The organism is Streptomyces sp. NPDC048211 (assembly GCF_043202315.1).
Lineage (GTDB): Bacteria > Actinomycetota > Actinomycetes > Streptomycetales > Streptomycetaceae > Streptomyces.
The window spans coordinates 330,922-354,519 of the sequence record NZ_JBIDAD010000004.1; the positions used below are offsets into that span (position 1 = coordinate 330,922).

25 protein-coding genes are annotated in these 23,598 nt (G+C 72.0%); 8 read left to right on the top strand and 17 right to left on the bottom strand.

Features of this window, described 5'->3' with window-relative positions; translation table 11 throughout:
* Window positions 1-3: 3 nt before the first annotated feature.
* Together ACGFZA_RS17765 and ACGFZA_RS17770 are read right to left on the bottom strand one after the other, a co-directional pair.
* Window positions 4-918 (bottom strand): ACP S-malonyltransferase, encoded by a 915-nt coding sequence (locus ACGFZA_RS17765; protein WP_385283757.1) that lies wholly within the window; start codon window positions 916-918, stop codon window positions 4-6.
* Between the two features lie 89 nt (window positions 919-1,007).
* Window positions 1,008-2,207, bottom strand: coding sequence for a PucR family transcriptional regulator (locus tag ACGFZA_RS17770; RefSeq protein ID WP_385283760.1), 1,200 nt, complete (start codon window positions 2,205-2,207; stop codon window positions 1,008-1,010).
* 111 nt (window positions 2,208-2,318) lie between these two features.
* On the opposite strand from ACGFZA_RS17770, the gene ACGFZA_RS17775 reads away from it, so the two are divergent.
* Window positions 2,319-2,975: a pirin family protein gene (locus ACGFZA_RS17775; protein WP_385283763.1), complete on the top strand. Its 657-nt coding sequence runs from the start codon at window positions 2,319-2,321 to the stop codon at window positions 2,973-2,975.
* Window positions 2,976-3,099: 124 nt separating this feature from the next.
* Here the strand turns inward: ACGFZA_RS17775 and ACGFZA_RS17780 are convergent, their stop codons facing one another.
* Window positions 3,100-3,720: a TetR/AcrR family transcriptional regulator gene (locus tag ACGFZA_RS17780; protein ID WP_393680064.1), complete on the bottom strand. Its 621-nt coding sequence runs from the start codon at window positions 3,718-3,720 to the stop codon at window positions 3,100-3,102.
* A gap of 113 nt (window positions 3,721-3,833) precedes the next feature.
* Between ACGFZA_RS17780 and ACGFZA_RS17785 the strand changes: the two genes are divergently transcribed.
* Entirely contained in the window at window positions 3,834-5,399 is a 1,566-nt protein-coding gene (locus ACGFZA_RS17785) for an MFS transporter (RefSeq protein WP_393680066.1), read from the top strand.
* Window positions 5,400-5,651: 252 nt separating this feature from the next.
* A complete protein-coding gene (locus tag ACGFZA_RS17790; protein WP_393680068.1) occupies window positions 5,652-6,503 on the top strand; it encodes an endonuclease/exonuclease/phosphatase family protein in 852 nt (283 codons plus the stop codon).
* A 45-nt stretch (window positions 6,504-6,548) separates the two neighbouring features.
* Here the strand turns inward: ACGFZA_RS17790 and ACGFZA_RS17795 are convergent, their stop codons facing one another.
* Window positions 6,549-6,872, bottom strand: coding sequence for a putative quinol monooxygenase (locus tag ACGFZA_RS17795; protein ID WP_385283774.1), 324 nt, complete (start codon window positions 6,870-6,872; stop codon window positions 6,549-6,551).
* Between the two features lie 64 nt (window positions 6,873-6,936).
* On the opposite strand from ACGFZA_RS17795, the gene ACGFZA_RS17800 reads away from it, so the two are divergent.
* Entirely contained in the window at window positions 6,937-7,302 is a 366-nt protein-coding gene (locus ACGFZA_RS17800; protein WP_393680071.1) for a MerR family transcriptional regulator, read from the top strand.
* A 20-nt stretch (window positions 7,303-7,322) separates the two neighbouring features.
* On the opposite strand, the gene ACGFZA_RS17805 is transcribed toward ACGFZA_RS17800, so the two are convergent.
* Window positions 7,323-7,916 (bottom strand): GNAT family N-acetyltransferase, encoded by a 594-nt coding sequence (locus ACGFZA_RS17805; RefSeq protein ID WP_385283780.1) that lies wholly within the window; start codon window positions 7,914-7,916, stop codon window positions 7,323-7,325.
* A 250-nt stretch (window positions 7,917-8,166) separates the two neighbouring features.
* Here ACGFZA_RS17805 and ACGFZA_RS17810 point away from each other — a divergent pair, with 250 nt between their 5' ends.
* Window positions 8,167-10,230 (top strand): alkaline phosphatase family protein, encoded by a 2,064-nt coding sequence (locus tag ACGFZA_RS17810; protein WP_393680073.1) that lies wholly within the window; start codon window positions 8,167-8,169, stop codon window positions 10,228-10,230.
* Between the two features lie 98 nt (window positions 10,231-10,328).
* Here the strand turns inward: ACGFZA_RS17810 and ACGFZA_RS17815 are convergent, their stop codons facing one another.
* From ACGFZA_RS17815 to ACGFZA_RS17830, 4 genes are all read right to left on the bottom strand, one after another.
* Window positions 10,329-11,156, bottom strand: a complete 828-nt coding sequence (locus ACGFZA_RS17815; protein ID WP_393680075.1) for a hypothetical protein — start codon at window positions 11,154-11,156, stop codon at window positions 10,329-10,331.
* A gap of 77 nt (window positions 11,157-11,233) precedes the next feature.
* Complete coding sequence (locus ACGFZA_RS17820) at window positions 11,234-11,881, bottom strand: RNA polymerase sigma factor (protein ID WP_385283788.1); 648 nt, start codon at window positions 11,879-11,881, stop codon at window positions 11,234-11,236.
* A gap of 577 nt (window positions 11,882-12,458) precedes the next feature.
* Window positions 12,459-12,722, bottom strand: coding sequence for a DUF397 domain-containing protein (locus ACGFZA_RS17825; RefSeq protein WP_393680078.1), 264 nt, complete (start codon window positions 12,720-12,722; stop codon window positions 12,459-12,461).
* Window positions 12,682-13,530 carry a helix-turn-helix transcriptional regulator gene (locus tag ACGFZA_RS17830; RefSeq protein ID WP_393680080.1) on the bottom strand — a complete coding sequence of 283 codons (849 nt, stop codon included), beginning with the start codon at window positions 13,528-13,530 and terminating at the stop codon, window positions 12,682-12,684. Before ACGFZA_RS17830 ends, ACGFZA_RS17825 begins: the two co-directional genes overlap by 41 nt.
* 83 nt (window positions 13,531-13,613) lie before the next feature.
* On the opposite strand from ACGFZA_RS17830, the gene ACGFZA_RS17835 reads away from it, so the two are divergent.
* Complete coding sequence (locus ACGFZA_RS17835; protein WP_393680082.1) at window positions 13,614-14,081, top strand: ATP-binding protein; 468 nt, start codon at window positions 13,614-13,616, stop codon at window positions 14,079-14,081.
* On the opposite strand, the gene ACGFZA_RS17840 is transcribed toward ACGFZA_RS17835, so the two are convergent.
* From ACGFZA_RS17840 to ACGFZA_RS17850, 3 genes are read right to left on the bottom strand one after another with little or no spacing between them, the layout of a single operon-like run.
* Window positions 14,047-14,862: a serine hydrolase domain-containing protein gene (locus ACGFZA_RS17840; protein WP_385286448.1), complete on the bottom strand. Its 816-nt coding sequence runs from the start codon at window positions 14,860-14,862 to the stop codon at window positions 14,047-14,049. The two genes, ACGFZA_RS17835 and ACGFZA_RS17840, sit on opposite strands and share 35 nt — an antisense overlap.
* 45 nt (window positions 14,863-14,907) lie before the next feature.
* On the bottom strand, window positions 14,908-15,471 hold the full coding sequence (locus tag ACGFZA_RS17845; RefSeq protein WP_393680084.1) for a TetR/AcrR family transcriptional regulator: 564 nt from the start codon (window positions 15,469-15,471) through the stop codon (window positions 14,908-14,910).
* Window positions 15,464-16,300, bottom strand: coding sequence for an alpha/beta fold hydrolase (locus ACGFZA_RS17850; protein WP_393680086.1), 837 nt, complete (start codon window positions 16,298-16,300; stop codon window positions 15,464-15,466). The genes ACGFZA_RS17845 and ACGFZA_RS17850 overlap by 8 nt, the downstream gene beginning before the upstream one ends.
* Window positions 16,301-16,426: 126 nt before the next feature.
* Between ACGFZA_RS17850 and ACGFZA_RS17855 the strand changes: the two genes are divergently transcribed.
* Together ACGFZA_RS17855 and ACGFZA_RS17860 are read left to right on the top strand one after the other, a co-directional pair.
* Complete coding sequence (locus ACGFZA_RS17855) at window positions 16,427-16,894, top strand: MerR family transcriptional regulator (protein WP_385286441.1); 468 nt, start codon at window positions 16,427-16,429, stop codon at window positions 16,892-16,894.
* Complete coding sequence (locus ACGFZA_RS17860; RefSeq protein ID WP_393680089.1) at window positions 16,894-17,910, top strand: aldo/keto reductase; 1,017 nt, start codon at window positions 16,894-16,896, stop codon at window positions 17,908-17,910. The genes ACGFZA_RS17855 and ACGFZA_RS17860 overlap by 1 nt, the downstream gene beginning before the upstream one ends.
* A 17-nt stretch (window positions 17,911-17,927) precedes the next feature.
* On the opposite strand, the gene ACGFZA_RS17865 is transcribed toward ACGFZA_RS17860, so the two are convergent.
* The 5 genes from ACGFZA_RS17865 to ACGFZA_RS17885 form a co-directional block, all read right to left on the bottom strand.
* Window positions 17,928-19,136 carry an acyltransferase gene (locus tag ACGFZA_RS17865; protein WP_393680091.1) on the bottom strand — a complete coding sequence of 403 codons (1,209 nt, stop codon included), beginning with the start codon at window positions 19,134-19,136 and terminating at the stop codon, window positions 17,928-17,930.
* Complete coding sequence (locus tag ACGFZA_RS17870) at window positions 19,133-20,209, bottom strand: alpha/beta hydrolase (protein ID WP_385286435.1); 1,077 nt, start codon at window positions 20,207-20,209, stop codon at window positions 19,133-19,135. Before ACGFZA_RS17870 ends, ACGFZA_RS17865 begins: the two co-directional genes overlap by 4 nt.
* A gap of 203 nt (window positions 20,210-20,412) precedes the next feature.
* Window positions 20,413-21,111 carry a response regulator gene (locus ACGFZA_RS17875; protein ID WP_393680094.1) on the bottom strand — a complete coding sequence of 233 codons (699 nt, stop codon included), beginning with the start codon at window positions 21,109-21,111 and terminating at the stop codon, window positions 20,413-20,415.
* Entirely contained in the window at window positions 21,108-22,493 is a 1,386-nt protein-coding gene (locus ACGFZA_RS17880; protein WP_385286432.1) for a sensor histidine kinase, read from the bottom strand. The genes ACGFZA_RS17875 and ACGFZA_RS17880 overlap by 4 nt, the downstream gene beginning before the upstream one ends.
* A gap of 108 nt (window positions 22,494-22,601) precedes the next feature.
* Complete coding sequence (locus ACGFZA_RS17885; RefSeq protein ID WP_393680097.1) at window positions 22,602-23,567, bottom strand: DUF4429 domain-containing protein; 966 nt, start codon at window positions 23,565-23,567, stop codon at window positions 22,602-22,604.
* Window positions 23,568-23,598 lie beyond the last annotated feature (31 nt).

Here is a 23,598-nt window from a genome sequence, read left to right on the forward strand (position 1 = left end):
TCCTTAGACGCCCGCGTGCTCAGCGATGAGCGCGCGGGCGGCGTCGAGGTCGTCGGGGGTCTTGAGCGCGAGAGTCCGGACGCCGGGCAGTGCCCGCTTCGCCAGACCGGTCAGCGTGCCGCCGGGGCAGGCCTCGATGAGCGCGGTGACGCCCAGCGCCTTGAAGGTCTCCATGCACAGGTCCCAGCGGACCGGGTTGGCGACCTGGCCGACCAGCCGGGAGATGACCTCCGCGCCGGTGGCGACGGTCTGCCCGTCGGCGTTCGAGACATATGTCACGGTCGGGTCGGAGACCTCCAGGGCCGTGGCGGCCTCACGGAGACGCTCGACCGCGGGAGCCATGTGATGCGTGTGGAACGCGCCGGCGACCTTGAGCGGAACGACCCGGCGCACGCCCTCGGGCATGTCCTCGGTGAGCGCGGCGATCTGCGCGGCGGTGCCGGCGGCGACGATCTGGCCGCCCCCGTTGACGTTCGCCGGGGTCAGACCGAGCTTCTCCAGGTGCGGGACGGTGACCTCCGGGTCGCCGCCGAGCAGCGCGGCCATGCCGGTCTCGGTGACCGCCGCGGCCTCGGCCATGCCGAGCCCCCGGGTGCGTACGAAACGCAGCGCCGCGTCATCGCCGATGACTCCGGCGAGAGCGGCCGCGGTGATTTCACCCACGCTGTGACCTGCGACGACACCCGGCGACGCGTCGAGCGCGGCGGCGGAGAGCAGACCGGCGGCGACCAGCAGCGGCTGAGCCACCGCGGTGTCACGGATCTCCTCCGCGTCGGCCTTCGTGCCGAAGTGGGCAAGGTCCAGCTCGATGGCGTCGGACCAGGCCGCGATGCGGTCGGAGGCACCGGGGAGGTCGAGCCAGGGAGTCAGGAAGCCGGGCGTCTGAGCGCCTTGGCCGGGAGCGACGAGTACGAGCACCCTCACACTCTCTCTTGTGAACGGTACGGAACGCCCGTGGGGACAGGGACGAAGAACCGTATGGGGAATTGTTGAAGTCCGACAAAAGTCTAGGACTGGGGATCTCTGTCGGCCAGACGCCCCAGAATCAGGGCGATCCGCAGAGTGAACGCCGAGCGGACGTCGGAAGGCGACCAGCCGGTGACGTCTGTCACACGTCGGAGCCGGTAGCGCACGGTGTTGGGGTGGACGAAGAGCATCCGGGCCGCGCCTTCGAGGCTGCTCGCCTGTTCCAGATACACACTCAGCGTCTCCAGGAGGGCAGAACCTGCTTCTTCGAGCGGTCTGTAGATCTCCTCCACCAACTGATCCCGTGCGGCCGGGTCGCCCGCCATCGCGCGTTCCGGCAGCAGATCGTCCGAGAGGACCGGCCGCGGGGCGTCCTGCCAGGCGCCGCACGCCTTGAGCCCGGCGGCCGCCGCCTGCGCGGACCGGGTGGCCGCCAGCAGGTCCGGCACCACGGGACCGGCGACGACCGGCCCCGCCGCGTACGGGCCGATCAGCGCCTTCGCGACCTGGAGCGGATTGTCGCTGCCGCCCGCGATGACGACCAGGCGGTTGCCCAGCACCCCGGTCAGGACCTGGAGCTTGGCGTGCCGGGCGGCCCGGCGGATCGCCTCCACCGTCAGCTCGCTGTCCCCGTCCGGGGCCGTGCCGAGGAGCACGCACACGTGCTCGGGCGAGTTCCAGCCGAGCGCGGCGGCCCGGGACACGGCCCCCTCGTCGGCTTCCCCGGACAGCACCGCGTTCACCACGAGCGATTCGAGGCGGGCGTCCCAGGCGCCCCGCGCCTCGGCGGCCTGGGCGTACACCTGGGCGGTCGCGAAGGCGATCTCACGGGCGTAGACGAGCAGCGCCTCGCGCAGCACCGACTCGTCGCCGGGCGCGGCGACTTCGTCGATCGCGGCCTCCATGACCTCGATGGTCGTCCGCACCATCTCGACGGTCTGCCGCAGCGTGATCGCCCGGGTCAGCTCGCGCGGGGCCGTACCGAACACGTCGGTCGAGATCGCCTGCGGGGTCTCCGGATGCCGGAACCACTCCGTGAACGCGGCGATACCGGCCTGGGCCACCAGGCCGATCCAGGACCGGTTCTCCGGTGGCATCGCCCGGTACCAGGGCAGCGACTCGTCCATGCGGGCGATCGCGTTCGCGGCCAGCCGGCCGGAGGACTGCTCCAGCCGTTTCAGGGTCGCGGCATGGAGGTGGGCGGCGTTGGCGTCGGGCTGCTCAGGATCGGGTCGGGGCACGGGGACAAGACTGCCCTATCCGGACGGGTGCCCGAAGGGGCGGGGCGGTCAGCGGGTCGAACCGACGGGTATCCGGCGGTGCCGGGGGCCCGCCCGGGCTACCGTGGGCGGGTGATTTCCGTACGTCGCTCGGGCGACCGCTTCAGGGGTGGGGACGGGGCGGCCGGCATCGAGTCCCGGCACTCCTTCTCCTTCGGCGCGTTCTACGACCCCGACCACCTCCGCTTCGGCCCGATCCTGGCCTGCAACGAGGAGCGCCTCGCCCCCGGCGCCGGCTTCGAGGAACACCCGCACAGCCACACGGAGATCGTGACCTGGGTGGTCGAGGGCGAGCTGACCCACCGCGACTCGGCCGGTCACGCCACGGTCGTACGGCCCGGGGACGTCCAGCACCTCAGCGCCGCCTCCGGTGTCCGGCACGTCGAACGCAACGACGGGGAAAGCCCGTTGACGTTCCTCCAGATGTGGCTCGCGCCCCGGGAACCGGGCGGCGAACCCTCGTACACGACCGTCCCGGGCATCGCCGACTCCACCCCGTACGCCCTGCCGGAAGCCGGTGCGATGCTCCATGTGCGCCGGCTGACCGAGGGGGAGCGCACGGCGGTGCCGGACGCGCCGAAGGTGTACGTGCACGTGGTGGCCGGCACCGTGCGGATCGGTGACCTTGAGCTGGGGCCGGGCGACGCGGCACGGATCGCCGGCGAGGAAGGCCTCGAACTGGTCGCCGGAGGGGCGTCCGAGGCGCTGATGTGGGAACTGCCGGACTGAGCAGAGCGGGGGGTCGGCGCCGGCACTCCTTCGGCTCCTCCCGTGTCCTCCGCGCCGGATCAACCGGCCCCGGACGAGCCCGGACAGCTGATCACGCGGCCCGGAACTCCGGACGGAACACCGGCTAAGGGCTGCAGTCCAGGGCTGCGGGGAGTTCGGCGAAGGTCTCCTCCACCAGCTTCGTGAGACCGTCGCGGTCGCCGTTGCCGCCACATGCGGTCCAGCGCAGGGAAGCCGTGCGCCAGGCCGCCACGAAGATCTCCACGGTCAGCCGCAGCCGTACCTCGTTGACGCGGTCGCCGGCCCGGCCCTTCACGCCTTCGATCAGAGCCCGGGTCGTGTCCTGGCAGTAGCCCAGGCTGTGCGCCTGCAGTGCGGGAACGGCTTCCGCCAGTTCACGGGTTGCCAGGAAGCGGCGGTCCCAGTCGGGGTCCATGGTGCCCAGGGTGGCGTGAAGCGCCATCCGCAGAGCGTCGAGCAGGGGGCCGTCCATGTCCAGCGTGGCCACGTCGTCCAGATAGGCGGACCACAGGTCGCTGTCCGCGGCGAGCGCGACGTCCTCCTTGGACCGGTAGTTCCGGAAGAAGGTGCGCTTCGACACCTCCACGACATCGCACAGCTCGTCCAGCGTGGTCGCGTCGTATCCGCGTTCGGTGAACAGGCGGAGTGCGGTCTCGGACAGCGCCCGGCGGGTGCGCAGCTTCTTCCGCTCTCGCAGCGGCAGGTCGCGCAGGGCATCACTCACGATCACGAGGCTACCAGAGGCTATTGCCCTTTGACGGTTAATGCCACTCAGTGGCATTCTCGCCCGAGTGGCCAACCTTGGCTGCCGCATGCCCTTCGAAGGAGCCCGACATCGTGACTGCTGTTCCAACGGTCCGCTCCCGCCCGGCGATCACCCTGGCGGTGGTGTTACTCGCCTTTGCCTCCGTGCCGATGTCCATCTCGGGAGCGGCCGTCGCCCTGCCCGGCATCGGAGACGACCTGCACGCCGCCGGCGCGCCGTTGCAATGGGTCATGAACGCCTACAACCTGACGTTCGCCTCGTTCATGCTGGTCGCCGGTTCCGCGGCCGACCGGGTGGGCCGCCGCCGGATCTTCGTGACCGGCGCCGCGGTGTTCGCCGTCGGCTCGATCGCCGCGGCACTCTCCACCGGCATCGAGCTGCTCGGCCTTGCCCGTGCCCTGTCCGGCATCGGCGCGGCAGGCGTGTTCGCCAGCGGCGGCGCGATCCTGGCCACCACCTTCGACGGCGCGCAGCGCACCCGCGCGTTCGCGGCCCTCGGCAGCGCCGCGGGTCTCGGCCTCGCGGTCGGGCCCACTCTGTCCGGCTGGCTGGTCGGCGGGATGGGCTGGCGGGCCACCTTCGGGATGCACGCGGTGCTGGTGCTGGTGGCGTTGGCGGGCGTCGGGTTCGTCGCCGAGTCCCGCGCTCCGCGGCGTCCCCGGCCGAACGCGGTCGGCGCGGTGGTGTTCGTCGCCGGGCTGGGCGCGTTGGTCCTGGGCGCGGTCCAGGGGCCGGAGTGGGGCTGGGCGAGCGCCGGCGTGCTGCTGTTGCTGGCCGCGGGCTTGGCGCTGCTGGTGGCCTTCTCCGTCCTGCAGTCGCGGTCCGCCGACCCGTTGCTGGACCTGACGCTGGTGAGGAACCGCCGTTTCCTGGCCCTGTGCATGGTGCCCGTGGTGACGACGTTCGGCTTCGTGACGCTGCTGACCTACCTGCCCACCTATCTGGTGGGGGCCGGCGGCTTCTCCGCCCAGCGCGCGGGGACGGTGCTGCTGCTGATGACCGGACCGGTACTGCTGGCCCCGCCGTTGGCCGGAGGGCTCGTCAACCGGGGTGTGCCGGCCCGGCTGCTGATCACGGTGTCGCTGGCGCTGTTCGCCGTGGGCAACCTGTGGCTCACCGTCATCGGCCCCTCCACCCCCGTGGCCACCTTCGCGGGACCGCTGCTGCTGGTCGGGCTGGGCGCCGGACTGTCCTTCGGGGTGGGTGACGGACTGGCGATGAGTCTCGTCGAACCCGGGCGGGCCGGAATGGCCACCGGATTCCTCAACACCATGCGCGTCGGCAGCGAGGCCATCGTCATCGCCGTCTTCGGCGCGGTCCTGGTCAGCCTGATCGGCACCCGTGTCGACTCTCCCGAGCTGGCGGCAGAGGTTGCCGCGGGCGACCTGTCCGGCGGTGTCTCCCACGTGCTGGCCGACGGATACACCCACGCCCTGCACCTCGCGCTGTACGGTACGGCCGCCGTCTGCGCGGTCGGTGCGGTGCTCATCGGCCTCGCGCTGGCCCCGGCGCGAGGCAGGGCCACTCCGCCTGCCGCACCACAGCCGTACGAGTCCGCCGCGTCCGGCACCCCGGCGCCGCGTCCGGCATCCGGTGCGTCGAACGCAGCCAACGCAACCAGCGGAAAGGCGCGTTGAGCCTTCACCCGGATGCGCCTCGTCCCGCCGCAGCCGGACGGTGAGCCCGCGCACCCGACCGCCCCCGGTGTCGCCGGGCCAACCGCGCACGCACGGCCGCAGGCAGGTGCGACGCTCCATGGGCCGCCGGCCGGGGGCGGGGGTGCGCACGGGTCATCCGGCAGGCGACGGATCTTCATCTCGCGGCCACGGGCGCGCCAGTGGGCGGGGCCAGGATCGAGGCCGTTCATGACCCTGTGCCAGGAGGCTCCCATGTTCCGCCGGACCCTGTCCGTTCTCGCCACCGTTGTCGCACTCACCGCCGTGGGATCCGCAGGGCAGGCCTCGGCCGCCGACGGCGCGCGGACCGCCTCGCCCGCCGGTGCCCGCGTGCTGAACGTCATGTCGTTCAACATCCACCACGCCCAGGGCACCGACGGCGTGCTCGACCTGCAGCGGATCGCCCGCGTCGTTCGCGAGAGCGGTGCCGACGTGGTGGGCCTGCAGGAGGTGGACAACCACTACTCGGCGCGCAGCGACTGGGCCGACCAGCCGGCGGAACTGGCGGCCCTGCTCGGATACCACGTGGTGTTCGGAGCGAACATCGACGCGGCCCCGCCGGCCGCCGGCGGGCACCGCGTCCAGTACGGCACCGCGATCCTCTCCCGGTACCCGGTCACCGCGTCGGACAACACCTGGCTGTTCAACTCGCCGGGTCAGGAGCAGCGTGGCCTGCTGCACGCCACGCTGGACGTCCGCGGCAGGAAGGTCGAGTTCTACGACACCCATCTGGCCGCCGGTTCGCAGACCGACCGCCTGCGCCAGACCGATCAGATCGTGGACCTGATCGGTACGAAGAAGCCCGCCATCCTCGTGGGCGACTTCAACGCACTGCGCGACGCCCCCGAGTCCCAGCCGCTGCAGAACGCGTACACGGACGCGTGGGCGAGGTCCCCGCACCCGCGCGGCGACGGTGCGACGTACCCCGCGGAGGCCCCCACCGGACGGATCGACGTCATCTACACGACCCGTACGGCGACTCCTCTCGTCACCCGCGTCGTGAAGGGCGATCCGGTGGCGTCGGACCACCTGCCGCTCCTCAGCAAGGTCCTCATCACCTCCTGACCGGCGAAGCCCTCCGCGGCGGCGACGGGACTTCCGCCACACGCCCTACTCGTCCCCGCCCGCCGGGTACGGGCTGATCATGGTGTCGAAGTAGCCGGCAGGGGCTTCTTCGAGGAAGTCCAGCATGTTGTCCAGGAACGCGCGCAGGGGCGGGGTCGCGTTGTGCCGGTCGAGATCCTCCTGGGAGCGCCAGACCTCGTACAGGAAGAGCCGGCCGTCGTCGTGCGCGTGAAGGTGGTATTCGAGGTTGCCCTCCTCCTGCCGGGTGGGCTCCACGAGGGAGGCGAGGAGCTGGCGTACCTCGTGGGCGCGTTCCGGCCGGGGGCGCAGGAAACCGTAGAGGGCGATGGGTGCTTGAGCCGTTGTCATGCCGCCCACGCTAGGATCTGACATCCATGAGAGGTTCAAGGCCGTCGTGCGTGAGGTGGGTCACATGAAGATCGGTGAACTGGCCCGCACGACAGGTGTGAGCGTGCGGTTGCTGCGCTACTACGAGGAGCAGGGACTGCTCACCTCGTACCGGACGGCCGGTGGCCATCGCCACTACACCGCCGATGCCGTGACCGCGGTGACGCGGATCCGCTCCCTGCTGGCCGCCGGCCTCCCCACGAGGACCATCCGGGATCTCATGCCCTGCTTCCTCGGCGACGGCCCTGTCCTCGACGCCTGTGTCCAGGGGCACCTGGAGACGCAACTGCAGGACCTGGACAGCCGTATGGCCGACCTGCGCCATGCTCGCGCATCGCTCAACGGCCTCATCGACGCCTCGACGAGGGCGTCCACGCCCTCGCCCGTCTGAACCGGCCCCGGAGCGCTCGCCTACCGGCGCCCGGTCTCCCGCCGCCACATCGCCCACATCGGCGGCCCCGACCGGAACGCCATCTCCTCGTGCACGGCGAAACCGTGCCGCTCGTAGAACGTCAGATTGCGCCGGTTGCTCGACTCCAGGAAGACCGGCCGCCCGTCCGCGTCGGCCCGCTCCAGCAGCCCGCCCAGGACCCGGGAGCCGCGCCCCGTGCCGCGCGCGTCGGCGTGGGTGCCGATGTACTCGACGTACCAGTGGGCGGGGGCGGCCGGGTGGCGGTGCTCCAGCGCGAGCAACCGTAGTCCAGTTCGGGGGAGTTGGGCCCGCCCGGCCCGCACCAGCGTGCCCGCGTTGCGCAGCAGGTAGCTCACCGGGAGTTTCCACTGCCCGGGCTCCGCCCACACCGCCGCCACGGTGCGGTCCGTGTCGGTCCACACCCGCCCCGCCGGCACCTGCTGGGCGAGGTGGGCGGTGAACAGCAGCCGCAGCCGCCGGTCCCGGTCGTGCGGCATCAGCCAGGACCAGACGGGGTCCTCGGCGTAGGCGCTGGCGAGGACGGCGGCGAGCGCCGGGACGTCGGAGGCGGTGGCGCGGACTGTGTCGGTCATGGCCGGGGAGGGTAGCGGCTCTCCGCGATCTCCGGCCAGCGCGATGGCAAGACCGGCCGACCGGCCAACCGGGAGCGAGTTTCGGCTATCGCAGTGAACCGTCTCGACCCGGCATCGGGCTCCGTGGAAATCTGCCGGTGCCTCAGGAATACGTCCCTGGTTCGCCCGGCGTTCGTCCTGGCGGCCTAGTTTTCGCAGGCATGCGCCGACGTTCGCCCCCCTGAATCACTCTCCCCCAGAGGTCCCCCTGATGACTCCCCGCATCACCGAATCCATGTGCCCCGACGCCGAGAGCACCGTGAGTCCCGCCGGCGAATTCCGGATCACCCGGCGCCGGATGCTCCAGACCGCCGCCGTCTCCCTCGGCGCCCTCGCCGCCGGGCCGGTCGCCGAAGCGGTCGGCGGCGCGCAGGCGAGCGCGGCCGAATACCACCTGCCCAAGGGCTACAAGGGCGACATATCCGATCTGAAGCACGTGGTGATCCTCATGCAGGAGAACCGGTCCTTCGACCACTACCTCGGCCAGCTGCCCGGTGTGCGCGGGCACCACGACAAGCAGGTCCTGAGGTTCCAGGACGGCACCGACGTCTTCCAGCAGCGCGACGCCACCGGCGCCGTCGTGACCCCCGCCGTGTCGACCGCCACCTGGAGCGACAACCACAACTTCTACGGTGCCAACGGCGGGCGCTGGAACACCTGGGTACAGGACAAGGGCGACCACTGCATGTGGTACTACACGCCCGACTACATGCCGTGGATGTACTCGCTCGCCTCCCAGTACACCGTCTGCGACATGAACTTCTGCTCGCTGCACGGGCCCACCATCCCGAACCGCTACTACCTGATGACCGGTTCGGCGGGCGGCGAGGTCACCAACGCCAGGCAGAACGACTACAGCCGCGGCTGGACCACGGTCCCCGAGCAGCTCCAGCAGGCCGGAATCGACTGGCGGGTCTACTCCGACAACAGCGGCAACGGCGTCCGGGGCAGCCTCCAGAGCGGCTACGTCGGCGAGTACGGCTGCAACGTCACCAACAGCTTCGCCTCCTTCGACCCCCGCACGGCCGACCCGGCCGACCTCGCGCCGGGCACCGGCAAGATCTGGAAGGCCAACTCCTTCGTCTACGAGGGCGCCACCACGCCCAACGACGACTCCGAGGCCAACCTCGACGCCGTCCTCCGGGACCTGATCGCGGCCTGCGCGCCCGGCGCCGAGCACCCGCTCCCCGAGGTCTCCTGGGTGGTGATGCCCGCCGCGTGGAGCGAGCACCCGGGCTTCGACACGGTGCACGGCGAGCGGTACATGAACAAGGTGCTCCAGACGCTCCAGAGCAACGAGGACATCTGGAACCACACCCTGGTGATCATCACGTACGACGAGAACGACGGAAAGTTCGACCACGTCCTGCCCCCGCGCCCGGAGGACGGCACACCCGGTGAGTTCTCCGGCACCACTCCGTACGGCTTCGGCCCACGGGTGCCGATGCTGCTGGTCTCGCCGTGGACACGAGGCGGCTACGTCGCCTCGGAGGTGTTCGACCACACCTCGACGGTGAAGTTCCTGGAGACCTGGGCCTCCCATCTGGGCAAGCCGTTCACCTGCCCCAACATCACCGACTGGCGCCGTTCCATCGCCGGCGACCTGACGAGCGCGATCGACTTCGCGCACCCGCGCCCGGGTCCGGTCGTCATCGCCGACCCGGTCACCGGGACCCCGCCGAAGCCGCCGCGTGACCGGATGGAACCGCGCGGCCTCTCCTTCCACCCGCACGCCACCCTCACGGAGGACCGCTCCGCCGGCACGGTGACCGCGTCCATGACCCTGGCCGGTGGCCCAAAGGGCAAGGCGGTGAGCCTCCAGGTCTTCCCCGACCAGTACCTCGCCTTCGCCAACACGCCGTACACGGTGAGCGCGGCCGCCCCACGCTCGTACACCTGGGACACGACGCAGACCGACGGCACGTACGCCTTCTCCGTCTACGGCCCGGACGGCTTCCTGCGCTCGTTCGCCGGACAGGTGATCCCCGAGGGGGAGCACGGGAAGCACGTCGGTATCCCGCGCGTCGGCGCGGAGCTGGCCGGCGGCAGGCGCGCCGAAGTCAGGCTGCGGCTGCACAACGACGGCAAGCACCCCGTCCGTTACACCCTGAAGGCCAACGACTACCGCGGCGGCACCCGGAAGTTCACCGTCCCCGGCGGCCACTCCACCCTCGTGCACTGGCCCACCGAGCACGGCTACTACGACGTGGTGCTCACCGCCGACACCGGCACCGGCTGGACCCAGCGGTACGCGGGGCGGGTCGCGACGGTCTGACGCACCGCCCCCGGGCATGAGGGATTCCCGGCCCCCACGGGGTGGGGCCGGGAATCCCTCATGCCCGGTACGGGCTCGCTACGGCCCCGGGACTCCTGCTAGCGGGCGAACTGCGGGTCCTTCTGCTGGTTGTAGATCTCCTTGCCGGATGCGTCGAAGGCGTGGACGTAGGGGTTCGGCCCCCCCACATCCATCGGGTCGATGTGGGACGCCTCGGTGGCGAGAGCCGCCGCGTAGACGAACGCGCCGCCCGCCATGACCGCCGGGTACTGCTTCGGGTCGTCGCCGTAGCTGATGGTGATCCTGGCGACACCGGACGCGTAGTGCCCGGCGCCCAGCATGGCCAGCTGCTTCTTGCCGACGGGCGAGCCGATGGAGTCGAAGTACGCGATCGTGCGGCCCGTGCCCCACAGACGGTTGTTGATGAACGTGGGCGGGGAGTCCGGGCTGTTGCCCTTGTCGCCCTTCGACTCGCACTGCACGTACTGGCCCGCGGAGTCGACGGCGACGACCACGCCGTCCCAGTCCTTCGAGGCGAGGGGCGTGCGCACGCCGATCACCGCGTGGTAGCGCGACGCGTCCGCACCCAGGCAGGAGGAAAGGATCCTGGTCACGGTTCCCGCGTCGATCGGCGTCGTCTTCCCGCTGGTGACGGTGTACACCGCCGGAGCGGAGGACCCCTGACCCGAGGACGACGTCCCGCCCGTACCACCCGACGTGGAGCCGTGCGCGGCGCCCGCGCTCGGTGACGCGGCGGCACCCGTCGGGTTGCCGGCGGGGGAGGCGAGGACCGGCTGGGCTTCCCCTGCCCCGCTGAAGACGGCCACGGCCCCGATGCTCAGCGTCGCGACGCCGGCGGCGACAGCCACCGGCACACCCCACCTGCTGCGCAGCGAAGGCCGGTTGTCTTCTGCGTCGATCTTCATCAGTAGCTCCTCTCGGGTCCGCCGATGATTCGGCAGATCACGATCGGAAGGAGCCGCAGGAATGCCCTGCATGTCATTCATCGTGCGACCTCTTCCGCGTTGACGGGATTCCTGGAACTGAATGACGCCGCCACCATGGCCCCGTCGACGAGATCGGCCCCCAGCCTCCGCCGTGCCCGGTGCAGCCGGGACTTCACGGTCCCGACGGCCACCTTCAGCGTCGCCGCGGCCGCCTGCTGGTCCAGGCCCGACCACACGCAGAGCTCGACGACCTCGCGTTCGTGGCGCGGCAGCCGGGCCAGCGCCCGGTGGATCTCCGACATGCGACGCTCGTCGTCGACCCGGACGGCGACGCGTTCCGCGTGGTCGCCCACCGGCTCGTCGTGCGAGACGAGCCGGTGCAGCAACGCCTCCGCCCGCCGCAGCCGCCGTCTGGTGTTCGACACCAGGCGGTCGGCGATGCCGAGCAGCCACGGCAGGGCCGAGTCGCGGTCGAGTACGGTCTCCGACCGCCGGCGCCAGGCATGCAGGAATACGGTCGACGTGAGGTCTTCGGCCTCCGACCAGTCGGCCGTCCGCCGGAAAAGATAGTTGTAGACGGTCTTTCCGTGACGGTCGAAGATCCGGCCGAACGCCTCTCGGTCCCCGTCGACGGCCCTCGCCCACAGCGCCCGGTCGGATATCCCTCCGACCGGTGCGGGGGGTCCAGCGTCGTTCAGTTCCATGACCTATACGTGTCCGGCACCAGGCCGAAGGTTCCCGCCGGGCCGAACCCGTTTCGGCGGATGGATCCGAGTGCCCTTGCCCCGGCCCGGGCGGGGGGTTCCGTCCTCAATCGCCGGACGGGCTTGGTTGGCGCGGGTGCCCCGTGGGGTGCGGGTGCTCCGCGGTGGTGCGGTGCGCCTCTGCCGGGTGGGCGGGGGTCCGGGGCCCCTCCGGGGCGTCTCCTCAAACGACGAACGTTCCGCGGGTACGCGATGATCCCGGGTCGGTGTTCGTCGTTCTGCGGGGACTCCCCTGCACGGCCCCGGCCCCGGCCGCCCTGCGTCTGCGGCGGTCGATTCGCCGGTGTGCAGACGCGGGCGATGCCGGGTGGGGGCGTGCAGGGGAGTCCCCGCAGGGAATGGCGTACGACCCGGGTCCTGCGCGTTGCCGGGTGAACACGCCATTTCTGAGGAGACGCCCCGGAGGGACCCCACCCCCACCCCACCCGGCGGTGGCGGGCCGCACCACGCGGAGCACCCGCACCTCTCAAGCCCGTCCGGCGATTGAGGACGGAACCCCGCGCCCAGGGGGTGTCGATCAGAGGCTGTCCACGAAGCCCCGCCAGGCATCGGCCCCGATGACGAGGACGGGGCCGGAGGGGTTCTTGCTGTCGCGGACGGGCACGGAGGCGGCGCAGCCGTCGGCCACCTCGACGCAGTCCCCGCCGGTGTTACCGCTGTACGACGACTTCCGCCAGGCCGCGCCGCCGGTCACGCTGCACTCGACGCACTCGCCGCCGGTGTTTCCGCTGTAGCTGGATTTACGCCACTGCGTGTTCTTCGGGTCGAGGCCGGTCTCCATAACGCTCCTCCATCACGCGGGCGATCAGGGCGGCCGAATCCTCGACGGAGAGGGCGGCAGCCTGCAGGTGAGCGTATCGGAGGGAGCCCTCCCTGACCGTGTCGGGGCTGGCGGTCATATGGCCGGAGATGAGGTCCTCGGTGTAGACGATGTCCGGGTCGTCGTCGAAGCGCATGGTGGTGAACGAGCCTGCCAGGCTTGCATGTTCACCTGCTGCGAAGGGCAGTACCTGGATGCGCATCCACCGGTTGGTGACGAAGTCCAACAGCCGCAGCAGTTGGGCCCGCATGGCCTCGCGGCCGCCGATCGGCCGGTACAGTGCGGCCTCGTCCAGGATGGCCCAGGCCAACGGCGGCCGTTCGCGCTCCAGGATGCGCTGGCGCTCCATCCGGGCGGCGAGCAGGCCCTCCAGATCGTCCGGCATGCCCGTGGCCAGGACCGCCCGCGCGTACTCCTCCGTCTGCAGCAGCCCGTAGACCAACTGCGCCTGGTACGTCGAGATGTACGTCGCACGGGCCTCCATGTCCGCGTACGGCTGGAACCAGGTCGGCAGCTGGCTGCGCAGGACCAGGCCCATCAGGCGGGAGAACGTCCCGCCGGTTCCGAGCGCGGCGTCCACGCGTTCGGAGAAGTCGCGGGTGGGGATCTTCTTCGTCGTCTCGATCTGGCCGACCAGCGATCCCGTACAGAAGATGATCTCGCCCAACTGGCCCTGCTTCAGGCCGTGTGCCTCGCGCAGGCGGCGTAGTTCCCAGCCGTAGTAGTCCAGTGGGGAGGCGCTGGGGTCGAGCGATTGGACGTTGGCCACGGCGGGACCTCCGGTGTGCAACGCCTGGCGGCGTTCGTTTCCGTACGTAGCCGAGCGTAGTCATCCCCTCGCAGGATGGTGACATGAATCACGCAACTGCTCCCGGTGCGGCCGAGTCCGAAGAGGCGGTCTACCGGGCCGACTTCGCCATGGGCGAGCACTCCGCCCGGCACCTGCGCCGCATCCTGCGCCTCTACCTCACCGGGTGGCGCATGACGGAGATCGCCGACGCGGCGGAACTCGCGTTGACCGAGCTGATCGCCAACGTCGTCCGGCATGTCCCCGGGCGCCGCTGCCAGACGTTCATCTTCCGGCTCCCGGGCGGCGAGGGCGTCCGCGTCGAAGTGGCGGACGCCTCGCCGGCCGTGCCCCGCGTGGGCGGGGGCGAGGTGCTCGACGAGGGCGGGCGAGGGCTCGTCCTCGTGGATGCCCTCGCCGACAAGTGGGGTGTCGAGATGCGCGGGGACGGCGGCGGCAAGACGGTCTGGTTCGAGTGCCTGGCCGTCGCCGCGCCGGTTACGCGGCCAGCTCGGCCAGCACCGCGTCCGTGAACGGGGGCCACACCTCGGCCGCCCACGGCCCGAACGCGCGGTCGGTGAGGGCCACGCAGGCCGCGCCCGCGACCGGGTCGATCCACAGGAACGTGCCCGACTGGCCGAAGTGGCCGAACGTCGCGGGGGAGGAGTGCGCGCCCGTCCAGTGCGGGGACTTGTGGTCGCTGATCTCGAAGCCGAGGCCCCAGTCGTTCGGGTTCTGGTGGCCGTAGCCCGGCAGGACGCCCTTCAGTCCGGGGTGGACGACGGTCTGGGCCTCCAGCACGGTGCGCGGGTCCAGGAGCCGGGGCGCCTGGACCTCCGCCGCGAACAGCGCCAGGTCGTCGACGGTCGATACGCCGTCGCGGGCGGGGGAGCCGTCCAGGGTGGTCGAGGTCATGCCCAGGGGCTCCAGGACCGCTTGGCGCAGGTACTCCGGGAACGGGATGTCGGTGGCCTTCGCGATGTGGTCGCCGAGCACCTCGAAGCCCGCGTTCGAGTAGAGCCGGCGGGTGCCGGGCGGGGCCGTCACCCGGTGCTCGTCGAACGCGAGACCGCTGGTGTGGGCGAGCAGGTGGCGGACCGTGGAGCCCTCGGGGCCCGCCGGCTCGTCGAGTTCGACCGCGCCCTCCTCGTACGCCACCAGGGCCGCGTAGGCCGCGAGCGGCTTGGTGACGGAGGCGAGCGGGAAGCGGTGCGCGGTGGGACCGTGCCTGCCGAGGACGGTGCCGTCCGCTCGTACGACGGCTGTCGCCGCGGTGGGGACGGGCCAGTTCTCGATCATCGCCAGGCTCTGCATGCCTACGAGGTTAGTGCCCGTGGCGGAGCGGCCCGTTCGGCGGGCTCACATGGCGCGCAGGCCCCGGTCGGCGAAGGTGATCAGCCACTCGAAGCTCTCGTCGACCTCGGTGCTCCACTGGAAGGCGTTGGCCGACTGGAGCGTGGCGAAGCCGTGGCAGAGGCTGCGGAGCATGCGCAGGGCGTGGTTCACGTCGGACGCGGCGATGTCGTAGCCGCGCAGGACCGCCATGAAGGCGTCGAGCAGGCGGCGGCCCGCGCCGGCCAGCGGATCGTCCGGGCCGGTCGGTTCCACGCCGATCGTCGCGGCGTACCGGCCGGGGTGCTCCAGGACGAAGGTGCGGAAGGCGCGCGCCGCGGCCGCCAGGGCGTCGCGGCCCGCGTACCCCTGCACCGCGGTGCCGACGGCGTCGGCCGTCTCGGCCAGCGCCAGGGCGGCGATGCGGCGGACGAGGTCGTCCTGGCCGCCCACGTGCTTGTACAGGGACGGAGTGCGTACGCCCACCCGCTCGGCCAGCAACGCCATCGTCAGCCGGGGGAGGCCCACCTCGTCGGCGAGGGCGGCGCCCGCGGCGACGACGGCCGCCGGGTCCAGGCCGGCCCTAGGCACGGGCGGCGTCCGAGTGGAGGAAGGCGAGCACGAGGGAAACCACCTGGTCGGGGAACTGGTTGTGCGGGTAGTGCCCGGCGCCCTCGATCATCTCCAGGCGGCCGGTGCCGGGCGGCAGGGCCTCGATGATCGCCGAACCCTCGGCGTGCGGGTCGCCCCAGTCGGGATCGAGCGAGCCCATGACGACCAGGACCGGGCAGTGGACGTTGCCGAGCTGCGCACCGGCGTCGGTCGGGGCGCTGCGGCCCATGCCCTGGAAGGCCTTCATCCGGCCCGGCTCGCGCAGCAGGGAATCGATGCGGCCGAGCCGCTCGGGCCAGTCGGCCGGCTTCACCCCGGGGTAGGCCACGTCGAGGTACGCGCGCCACTGCGGCACACTGCCGAGCACGCCCGCCCCGAGCAGGTGCAGCATGCCCCGCCGGAAGCGCTTCACCCGGAGGTCGCCGAGGTGGATCGACTGCTTGCGGGTGAACGGCGCCAGCTCGACGACCGCGGTGACCAGCGAGGGTTCCCGCGCCGCGGCGATGGTGGCGGCCCCGCCGGAGATCGAGTGCCCGACGAGCACGGCCGGACCGCCCAGGTGGCGGATCACCGCGAGCAGATCACCGGCGATGGCGGTGCGGCTCCAGTCCGGCCAGCCGGCGCTGGACTCGCCGCAGCCGCGCAGGTCGACCGCGGCGACGCGGTAGCCCGCCGCCACGAGCGAAGGGATCATCGCGCGGTACGCGGCGCGGCTGTCGCCCATGCCGTGAGCGAGAACGATCAGCGGGCCGGCCCCCGCCACCTCGTAAGCGATCGTGCCGCCGTCGACGGCAAGGTGTTCGGTCATGACATCCTCCGTGTGGCTAAGGTTGTTAGCTAAAAGCTACTGTCATTAGCCGGAGGAGTCAATGACCGAAACTCGTATCCGGTGGCACTTGCTTAGAGTGCACTCCAGGGTTCTAGCGTGGAGGGCATGACGGTGACGGAGACTGAGATCGCTTCGACAGGGGTGGACACCTGCGCATCGGGCCCCCGGCCCCATCCGCGCCCCGAGGGCCAGGACCGGTACACCATCAGTGAGGTGGCCGCCTTCACGGGGCTGAGCGCCCACACGCTGCGCTGGTACGAGCGGATCGGGCTGATGTCGCACGTCGACCGGTCGCACACGGGACAGCGCCGCTTCACCAACGCCGACCTGGACTGGCTCGGCTTCGTCGGCAAGCTCCGGCTGACCGGAATGCCGGTCGCCGACATGGTCCGCTACGCGGAACTGCTGCGCGAGGGCGACCACACCTTCGAGGAGCGCCAGGAACTGCTGGAGGCGACCCGCCGCGACGTGAGGACGCGGATCGCGGAGCTCCAGGACACCCTCGCCGTCCTCGACTACAAGATCGAGTTCTACGCAGGCGCCCGACGGGCGCCGGAAAGGCCCAGTGCCTGATGACTGACAACAAGATCGCCACCGCGGAGCTCGGCACCGGAGGCCCGCAGGTCGGTGTCCAGGGTCTCGGCTGCATGGGCATGAGCGAGTTCTACGGCGACACCGACGAGGCCGCCGCCCGCGAGACGCTGGAGACGGCCCTCGCCGCCGGTGTCACGCTCTTCGACACCGCCGACGTCTACGGCCTCGGCGCCAACGAGACGTTCATCGCGCCCTTCGTCGCCGCGCACCGCGACGAGATCACCCTCGCCACCAAGTTCGCCATCGAGCGGCGCGGGGACGACCCGCACTACCGGGGCGTGCGCAACGACCCCGCGTACATCCGCGAAGCCGTGGAGAAGAGCCTGCGGCGGCTGAACACCGACGTCATCGACCTCTACTACATGCACCGCCGCGACCCCGCGATCCCGCTGGCCGAGTCCGTCGGTGCGATGGCCGAGCTGGTGCGGCAGGGCAAGGTCAAGCAGCTCGGGCTGAGCGAGGTGACCGGTGCGGAACTGCGCGAGGCGCACGCCGTGCACCCGATCGCCGCCCTCCAGTCAGAGTGGTCGCTCTTCAGCCGGGACGTCGAGCGCAGCGCCGTGCCCGCCGCCGTGGAGCTGGGCGTGGCCTTCGTGCCGTACTCGCCGCTCGGCCGGGGCTTTCTGACCGGGGCGTTCGCGGACGCGGGCAAGGACCTCGGGAAGAACGACTTCCGCCAGTTCCAGCCGCGCTTCACCGGCGACAACGCGAAGACCAACGCCGCGCTCCTGGAGCCGGTCCACAAGATCGCCGCCGCACACGGGGCGACCGCGGCCCAGGTGGCGCTCGCCTGGGTCCAGCAGCGGGCCCAGGTGCACGGGCTGGCCGTGGTGCCGATCCCCGGCACCCGTAAGAGCAGCCGACTGCTGGAGAACGTCGGCGCGACCCGCCTCACGCTGTCGGCCGAGGAGCTGGCGCTGCTGGAGCCGATCGCCGGCCAGGTGGCGGGGGACCGCTACCCGGACATGAGCTCCACGTCCGCGGCCCGCGAGTAGCGGCAGGGGGCTCCGCCTCACGCCAGCCCCAGGGCGAAGACCGCGAACCCCGCCGCGAGCACCGCCGCCACCGCGCGGCGGGCGTTCGCGGCGCGCGTTCCCGCCCTCCACGGCGCCTCGAACCGCCGGGCGTACCGCGCGATCAGCACCAGCAGCCCCGCGAACACCGGCATCCAGGCCAGCCGGGCCAGGATCCAGCCGAGTGTGTCCGGACCGGTCGTCAGTCCGGGCACCGGGCCGGCGAACGACGCCGGTACCGCCGCCGCGAGCATCGCTGTCTGGTGCCAGCACAGGATCGTCATCGCCGACAGGTTGATCACCACGACCGGCGCCCACACCGGCGGCCTGCGCAGCAGCCCGCCGATCCGGTCGCGCAGCAGGATCGCCGCACCGCTCTGCGCGGCGGCCAGCGCCAGGACCAGCAGCGACGGCGGATGTGAGTTGGTGCGGGCCTCGCCCGGCACCCCGACCATCGACGCCGGGTAGTGGAGGAGCAGCAGCAGGGCGGCGAACAGCACGCCACCGCCGACGAGGAGGAACCGGGCACCGCGCTTCCCGATCCGGCCCTCGCCCCAGGAGACGCCGAGCTGGTATGCGAAGAGCCAGCCGGGCACGATGTTCAGCATGCTGAGCCAGGAGGGCATCGCCTCGGCGAGCGGCCCGTAGCGCAGCAGGTCGACAATGGCGACCGCGCCGATCAGCGGGACCGCCGCCCAGCCTCCGAGCCGCCGCGCCATGCGGACGCAGTACGGCGTCAGCGCGGTGACCACCGCGTACACGCCGACGAACCAGAGCGGCTGGATCACCAGCGTCGACCCGGTCCGCAGCGTGTCGCCGGGCACCCCGAGCGCGTGCAGCACCGGGATCATCGCCGCCCACACGGCCGTCACCCCGAGCACCGGCCGGCCGAGCCGGGCCATCCGGCCGCGCAGCCAGGCCCCCGTCGTGCTCTTCCTCCGGCGGTAGGAGAGCACCGAGGCGTACCCGCCGACCAGGAAGAAGACGCCCAGCATCTGGAGCACCCAGCTGAGCGGGGCGAGTGCGCCGAAGGCCGAGAGCGGGCTGGCGTTGTGCAGGGCCCCGCCGTCGTCGAGCCGGAACCCGCCGAGCAGCCAGTGCCCGGTGGGTACGGCGAGCAGCGCGAGCGCGCGCAGACCGTCGAGGGCGCGGTCGCGGTGGGCGGGGGTGCGGGAATCGATGCGGGAGGCGAGGGCGCGCAGGCTCATCGCAGGTCCCCTTCCGTGTACGAGCCCACGGTGTACGTGCCGTCCGCGATCGCGGCGAAGGCGCGGAGGGACTCGGTGCCGGGTGCGAAGTAGCCGGTGTGGCCGTGGGCGTCGGCGGCGGGTACCCGGCGGGCGCCGAACCCCGGGGACGTCGGGTCGGCACCGTGGCCGAGCCCCGCGAACTCGACGTTCGGTACGTTGTCGATCCAGTCGTCCGGGTCCTTGGCGGCCCACACCCGGGCATCGGTGTGCAGGTCGCCGACGTTGTCGGCGCGCATCCCGGGCGAGCCGAGGACGACCAGGTCGCCGGCGTGCAGCCGGGGTGCGGCCAGACCGCAGACGACGGAGCCGTAGCTGTGGCAGAACACGGTGGGCTCGGGCGCGCCGGCGGCCGCGAGTCCGTCCGCGAACCGGGTCAGCCGGTCGGCGCCGGCCTCGGCGAGCGAGCCGGTCGCGGCGTCCACGCCGACGCCGACGGGCGTGGTGTACCCGGCCCACGCGATCACCGCACTGCCCGGACCGGTCTCCGCGTACAGCGACTCGGCCATGCCGGCCGGTGTTCCGTATACATCGTTCGTACGGTCGAAGGTCCCGGCGTCGATGTCCGAACCCGGCACCACGACGGACACCCGGTCCGCCGTGGCCAAATCGCCGAAGACCTCGGCCACTTGGCCGCGGCCGCGCGGGTCGAACGCGAGGATGTGGCGGCGCGGGTCCGCGGCGAGGCTCGCGTAGCGGGGGTCGTGATCCGCCTTCAGGGCCAGGGCGTTGGCCCGGTAGCGCAGTTCGACGGGTGCGCCGTCCAGGTTCCCGACGACGAGCGGATGCCGGGCGATCAGGGACTGCCGGTCCTGCTCGCTCAGACCCCGGAAGAACCGGGCCACGTCGGCCGGCGTGTCCCGCTCCGGATCGGGCAGCTGCCGCCCCAGTACGTGATCCGACCGCCAGGCGGCGGTGCCGGGCGGCGGACCCGTCAGCGCCTGCTGGGAGTTCCCCGACGCCCAGCCGGCGGTCCCCGACACGACGGTGGTCGCCAGGGCGACCGCGACCAAGGTCCTCGCATAGCGGCGCATCCGACCCTCCCTCTCCGGCAGAACCGGCTCCCGCACGCCGTCCGGCGCGTCGGAGAGGAAGGTAGGAAGGCGACGGGTGCGGGGGCGTCACACCGGGGGGCCAAGTGCGGGGTGATACCGGGGTAGGGGGTGTACGGGGTGCGCCGGGCGGACCCTGTACACCGCCGGCACGCCCTCGACCGCCGGGCGGGCTGAAGGAGTCCTCAACCGCCGGTCGGGCCGGACTCGCCCGGCACCACCAGGCCCGCCTCGTACGCGAAGATCACCGCCTGGGCGCGGTCGCGCAGGTCCAGCTTGGCCAGCACCCGCCCGATGTGGGTCTTCACCGTCTGCTCCGCCAGGACCAGGTGCCCCGCGATCTCCTGGTTCGACAGGCCCCGCGCTATCAGCTCCAGGACCTCCGTCTCGCGCGGGGTCAGCCCGTTCAGCCGCAGCGCGGGCCCGTTGCGGGTGGTGCCCGACGGGCGTTGCCGGGCGAAGTCCGCGATCAGGCGCCGCGTCACGGACGGCGCCAGCAGCGCATCGCCGGCGGCCACCACCCGGACCGCCGAGATCAGGTCGGCCGGCGGGGCGTCCTTCAGCAGGAAGCCGGACGCCCCGGCTCGCAGCGCCTCGTACACGTAGTCGTCCACGTCGAAGGTGGTGAGCATCAGCACCTTCGGCACGTGCACCACGCCCACCGGCGGGTTCAGCAGCTCGCGCGCCGCCGCCAGGCCGTCCATCTCGGGCATCCGCACATCCATCAGCACCACGTCCGGATGCGTGTGGCGGCTGACGTCGACGCCCTGGCGGCCGTCCGGCGCCTCACCGACCACGTCGATGTCGGCCTGCGCCGCCAGCAGCGCCGCGAATCCCGCCCGCACCATGGCCTGGTCGTCGACGATGATCACACGGATGGTCACGAGTCCTCCGGTTTCGGGGGCGGGACAGAGGAGGCGGAAGGGGCCGGGGCGGGTGGCAGGGGGAGCCGGGCGGCCACCCGGAAACCGCCGTCCGGCAGCGGGCCGGTGTCGAGGGTGCCGCCGGTCAACCGTACGCGTTCGCGCATGCCGACCAGCCCGTGGCCCGTCCCCGTCGTCTCCACCGGAGTACGCGGGGCGAGCGACGAACCCGTGTGCTCCGGCGGGTCGTTGACGACCAGCACCGTCAGATGCGCGCCGTCGGAGCTGACCGACACGCGGGTCCGGGCACCCGGCGCGTGCCGGACCACATTGGCCAGGGCCTCCTGCACGATCCGGTACGCGGACAGGTCCACCGCCGGAGGGACCTCCTCCAGCCCGGCGGGCAGCGACAGCTCGGCCGGCAGCCCGGCCCGTACCGTCGCCTCCACCAGCTGCTGCACCCGGTCCAGACCGGGCTGCGGCGCCCGCTCGCCCTCCGTGCCCTCGCTGCGCAGCACCGTCAGCAGGCGCCGCATCTCGGTGAGGGACTCCCGCGCGCTCGCGGCGATCGAACCGAACTCCTCGCGCGCCTCGTCCGACAGCTCCCGCAGCCGGTACGGGGCGGAGTCGGCCTGGACCGTGATCACCGACATGTGGTGCGCGACGACGTCGTGGAGCTCGCGGGCGATCCTGGTCCGCTCCTCCAGCAGCGTCCGCTGCGCCCGCTCCGCCTCGCTGATGGTCTCCTGCTCGGCGAGCCGGCGTTGAGCGACGCGCCGTTCCCGTACGGTCGCGCCGATCACCAGCACCACGGCGCCGAGGATGAACACCAGGAGCGAGTTGTCGGTGCTGCGGTGGGTGGAGACCACGAACAGGATGAGCCCCGCGGCGCCGGTCGCCAGCCAGACGCCGACCAGGGTCTGCCGGCGCTCGCGCAGCCCCAGCGCCAGGAGCAGGAAGAGGTAGCCGACGACGCCGGGCGGGGTCCACGGCCAGGCGCCGCTCTGCCCGCCCTCCTGTCCCATGAGCACGACCGCACCCAGGATCTGGGCCGGGAAGATGATCCACCAGGCCTGCAGCGGGCGGTGCGCCAGCATCAGGAGCGGCACGGCCTGCGCGACGGCGAGCGCGCCCGCGATGCCGCCGCTCAGGCCGTACTGGTCGTTCAGGACGGTGATCGTGACCGGGACGAAGACGGCGACGAGAGCCAGGACGGCGACGTACGGAAGCAGCCGCTGCCACGGCTTCGGCGCGTCGGCCAGGAGGGGGGTCGGGGGATGGGACGGATGGGACAGCGCATGGCCGATCTCGCGCAGATTGCGCAGGGCGGCCTTCAGCAGACCGTCCGCCGGAGGGTGCGCGGGAGCGGGCTGCGGCGGCGGGGGCGGGGAGGATGAGGGCATGGCGTGATCAGGGTAGGCAGCGAAGTCCCCCGGGCGCGTCATACCGGGGTCCCGGTCCGCCGCCGCCGCTCCCGTACGGGGGTATGAGTTCTCGTACGGACACGCCCGCTACAGCTCGGCGAGCAGCTGTGCCTTCTTCGCGCGGAACTCGTCGTCCGTCACCAGCCCGGCCTGGTGCAGCTCCCCGAGATGACGGATCCGCTCGGCGATGTCCGCCGGGTCCCGCCGTCCCGCGCCCACCAGCGCGGCCGCGGCCGCGACGGGGGTGGTCTGCTTCCTGCGTACGGACTCCAGCACGGCCGCGGCGAAGGGCAGCGACTCGTGCACCGGGCCGTAGCCGAGGCCGAAGATCACCGCGGCCGGGTCCTGATCCACCCGGGTGGGAGGCGCCGTCATCGACTGCGCACTCGGGGCGGTGCTGGTCAGCAGGCCCGCGCCCGGGCCGGTGGCCCCAGCTCCGGCGCCCGTGCCCGCTGCCGGACCCACGGACTCCAGGCCCCGCGGCACCAGCCGCAGATAGCCCTCGAAGGCCTCGGGCGAACGCCACTCGACCCCGCTCAGCTCCGTCACCGGGAACGTCTGGTCGCCCGCCTTCCACTTCTCCGAGGAGGCACCCGTCCAGAACCACCGGAAGGAGATCCGGTCCCCGTCGAAGCTGGCCCTGCCGTCGTACGCCTTGAAGCGCATCGGCGCCTCGGGGGCCGCGACCAGGAACCTCTCGGCGGGTTCCCCGGCATCGGGCCCCAGCCTCGCGCGGAGCTCGTCCGCGTAGTACTCCGCGAGCGTCTCGCGTTCGGCGGGGAGCACCAGACGATACGGATCGCAGCCGTCCTTCAGCTGCCCGGCCGCCGCCTCCAGCAGCGGATCGGCACCGGGTCTCGGGACCGCACGCAGCACCACCGTGCCCCGCTTGCCCGGGGTCAGCGTCACCGACGACAGCGCCGCATGCGGTACGCGGCGCTCACGGAGGCTCTGGAGGAGCCTCGGCGTGCGGATACCCCGTTCGAAGCGGATGAGCACGGAGTCGGTGTCGAACTCCCAGGTGGCATGAATTCCGGCCAGCACATCACCCATGTGCCTCATCGTATGCGGCACTTGCCCGCGC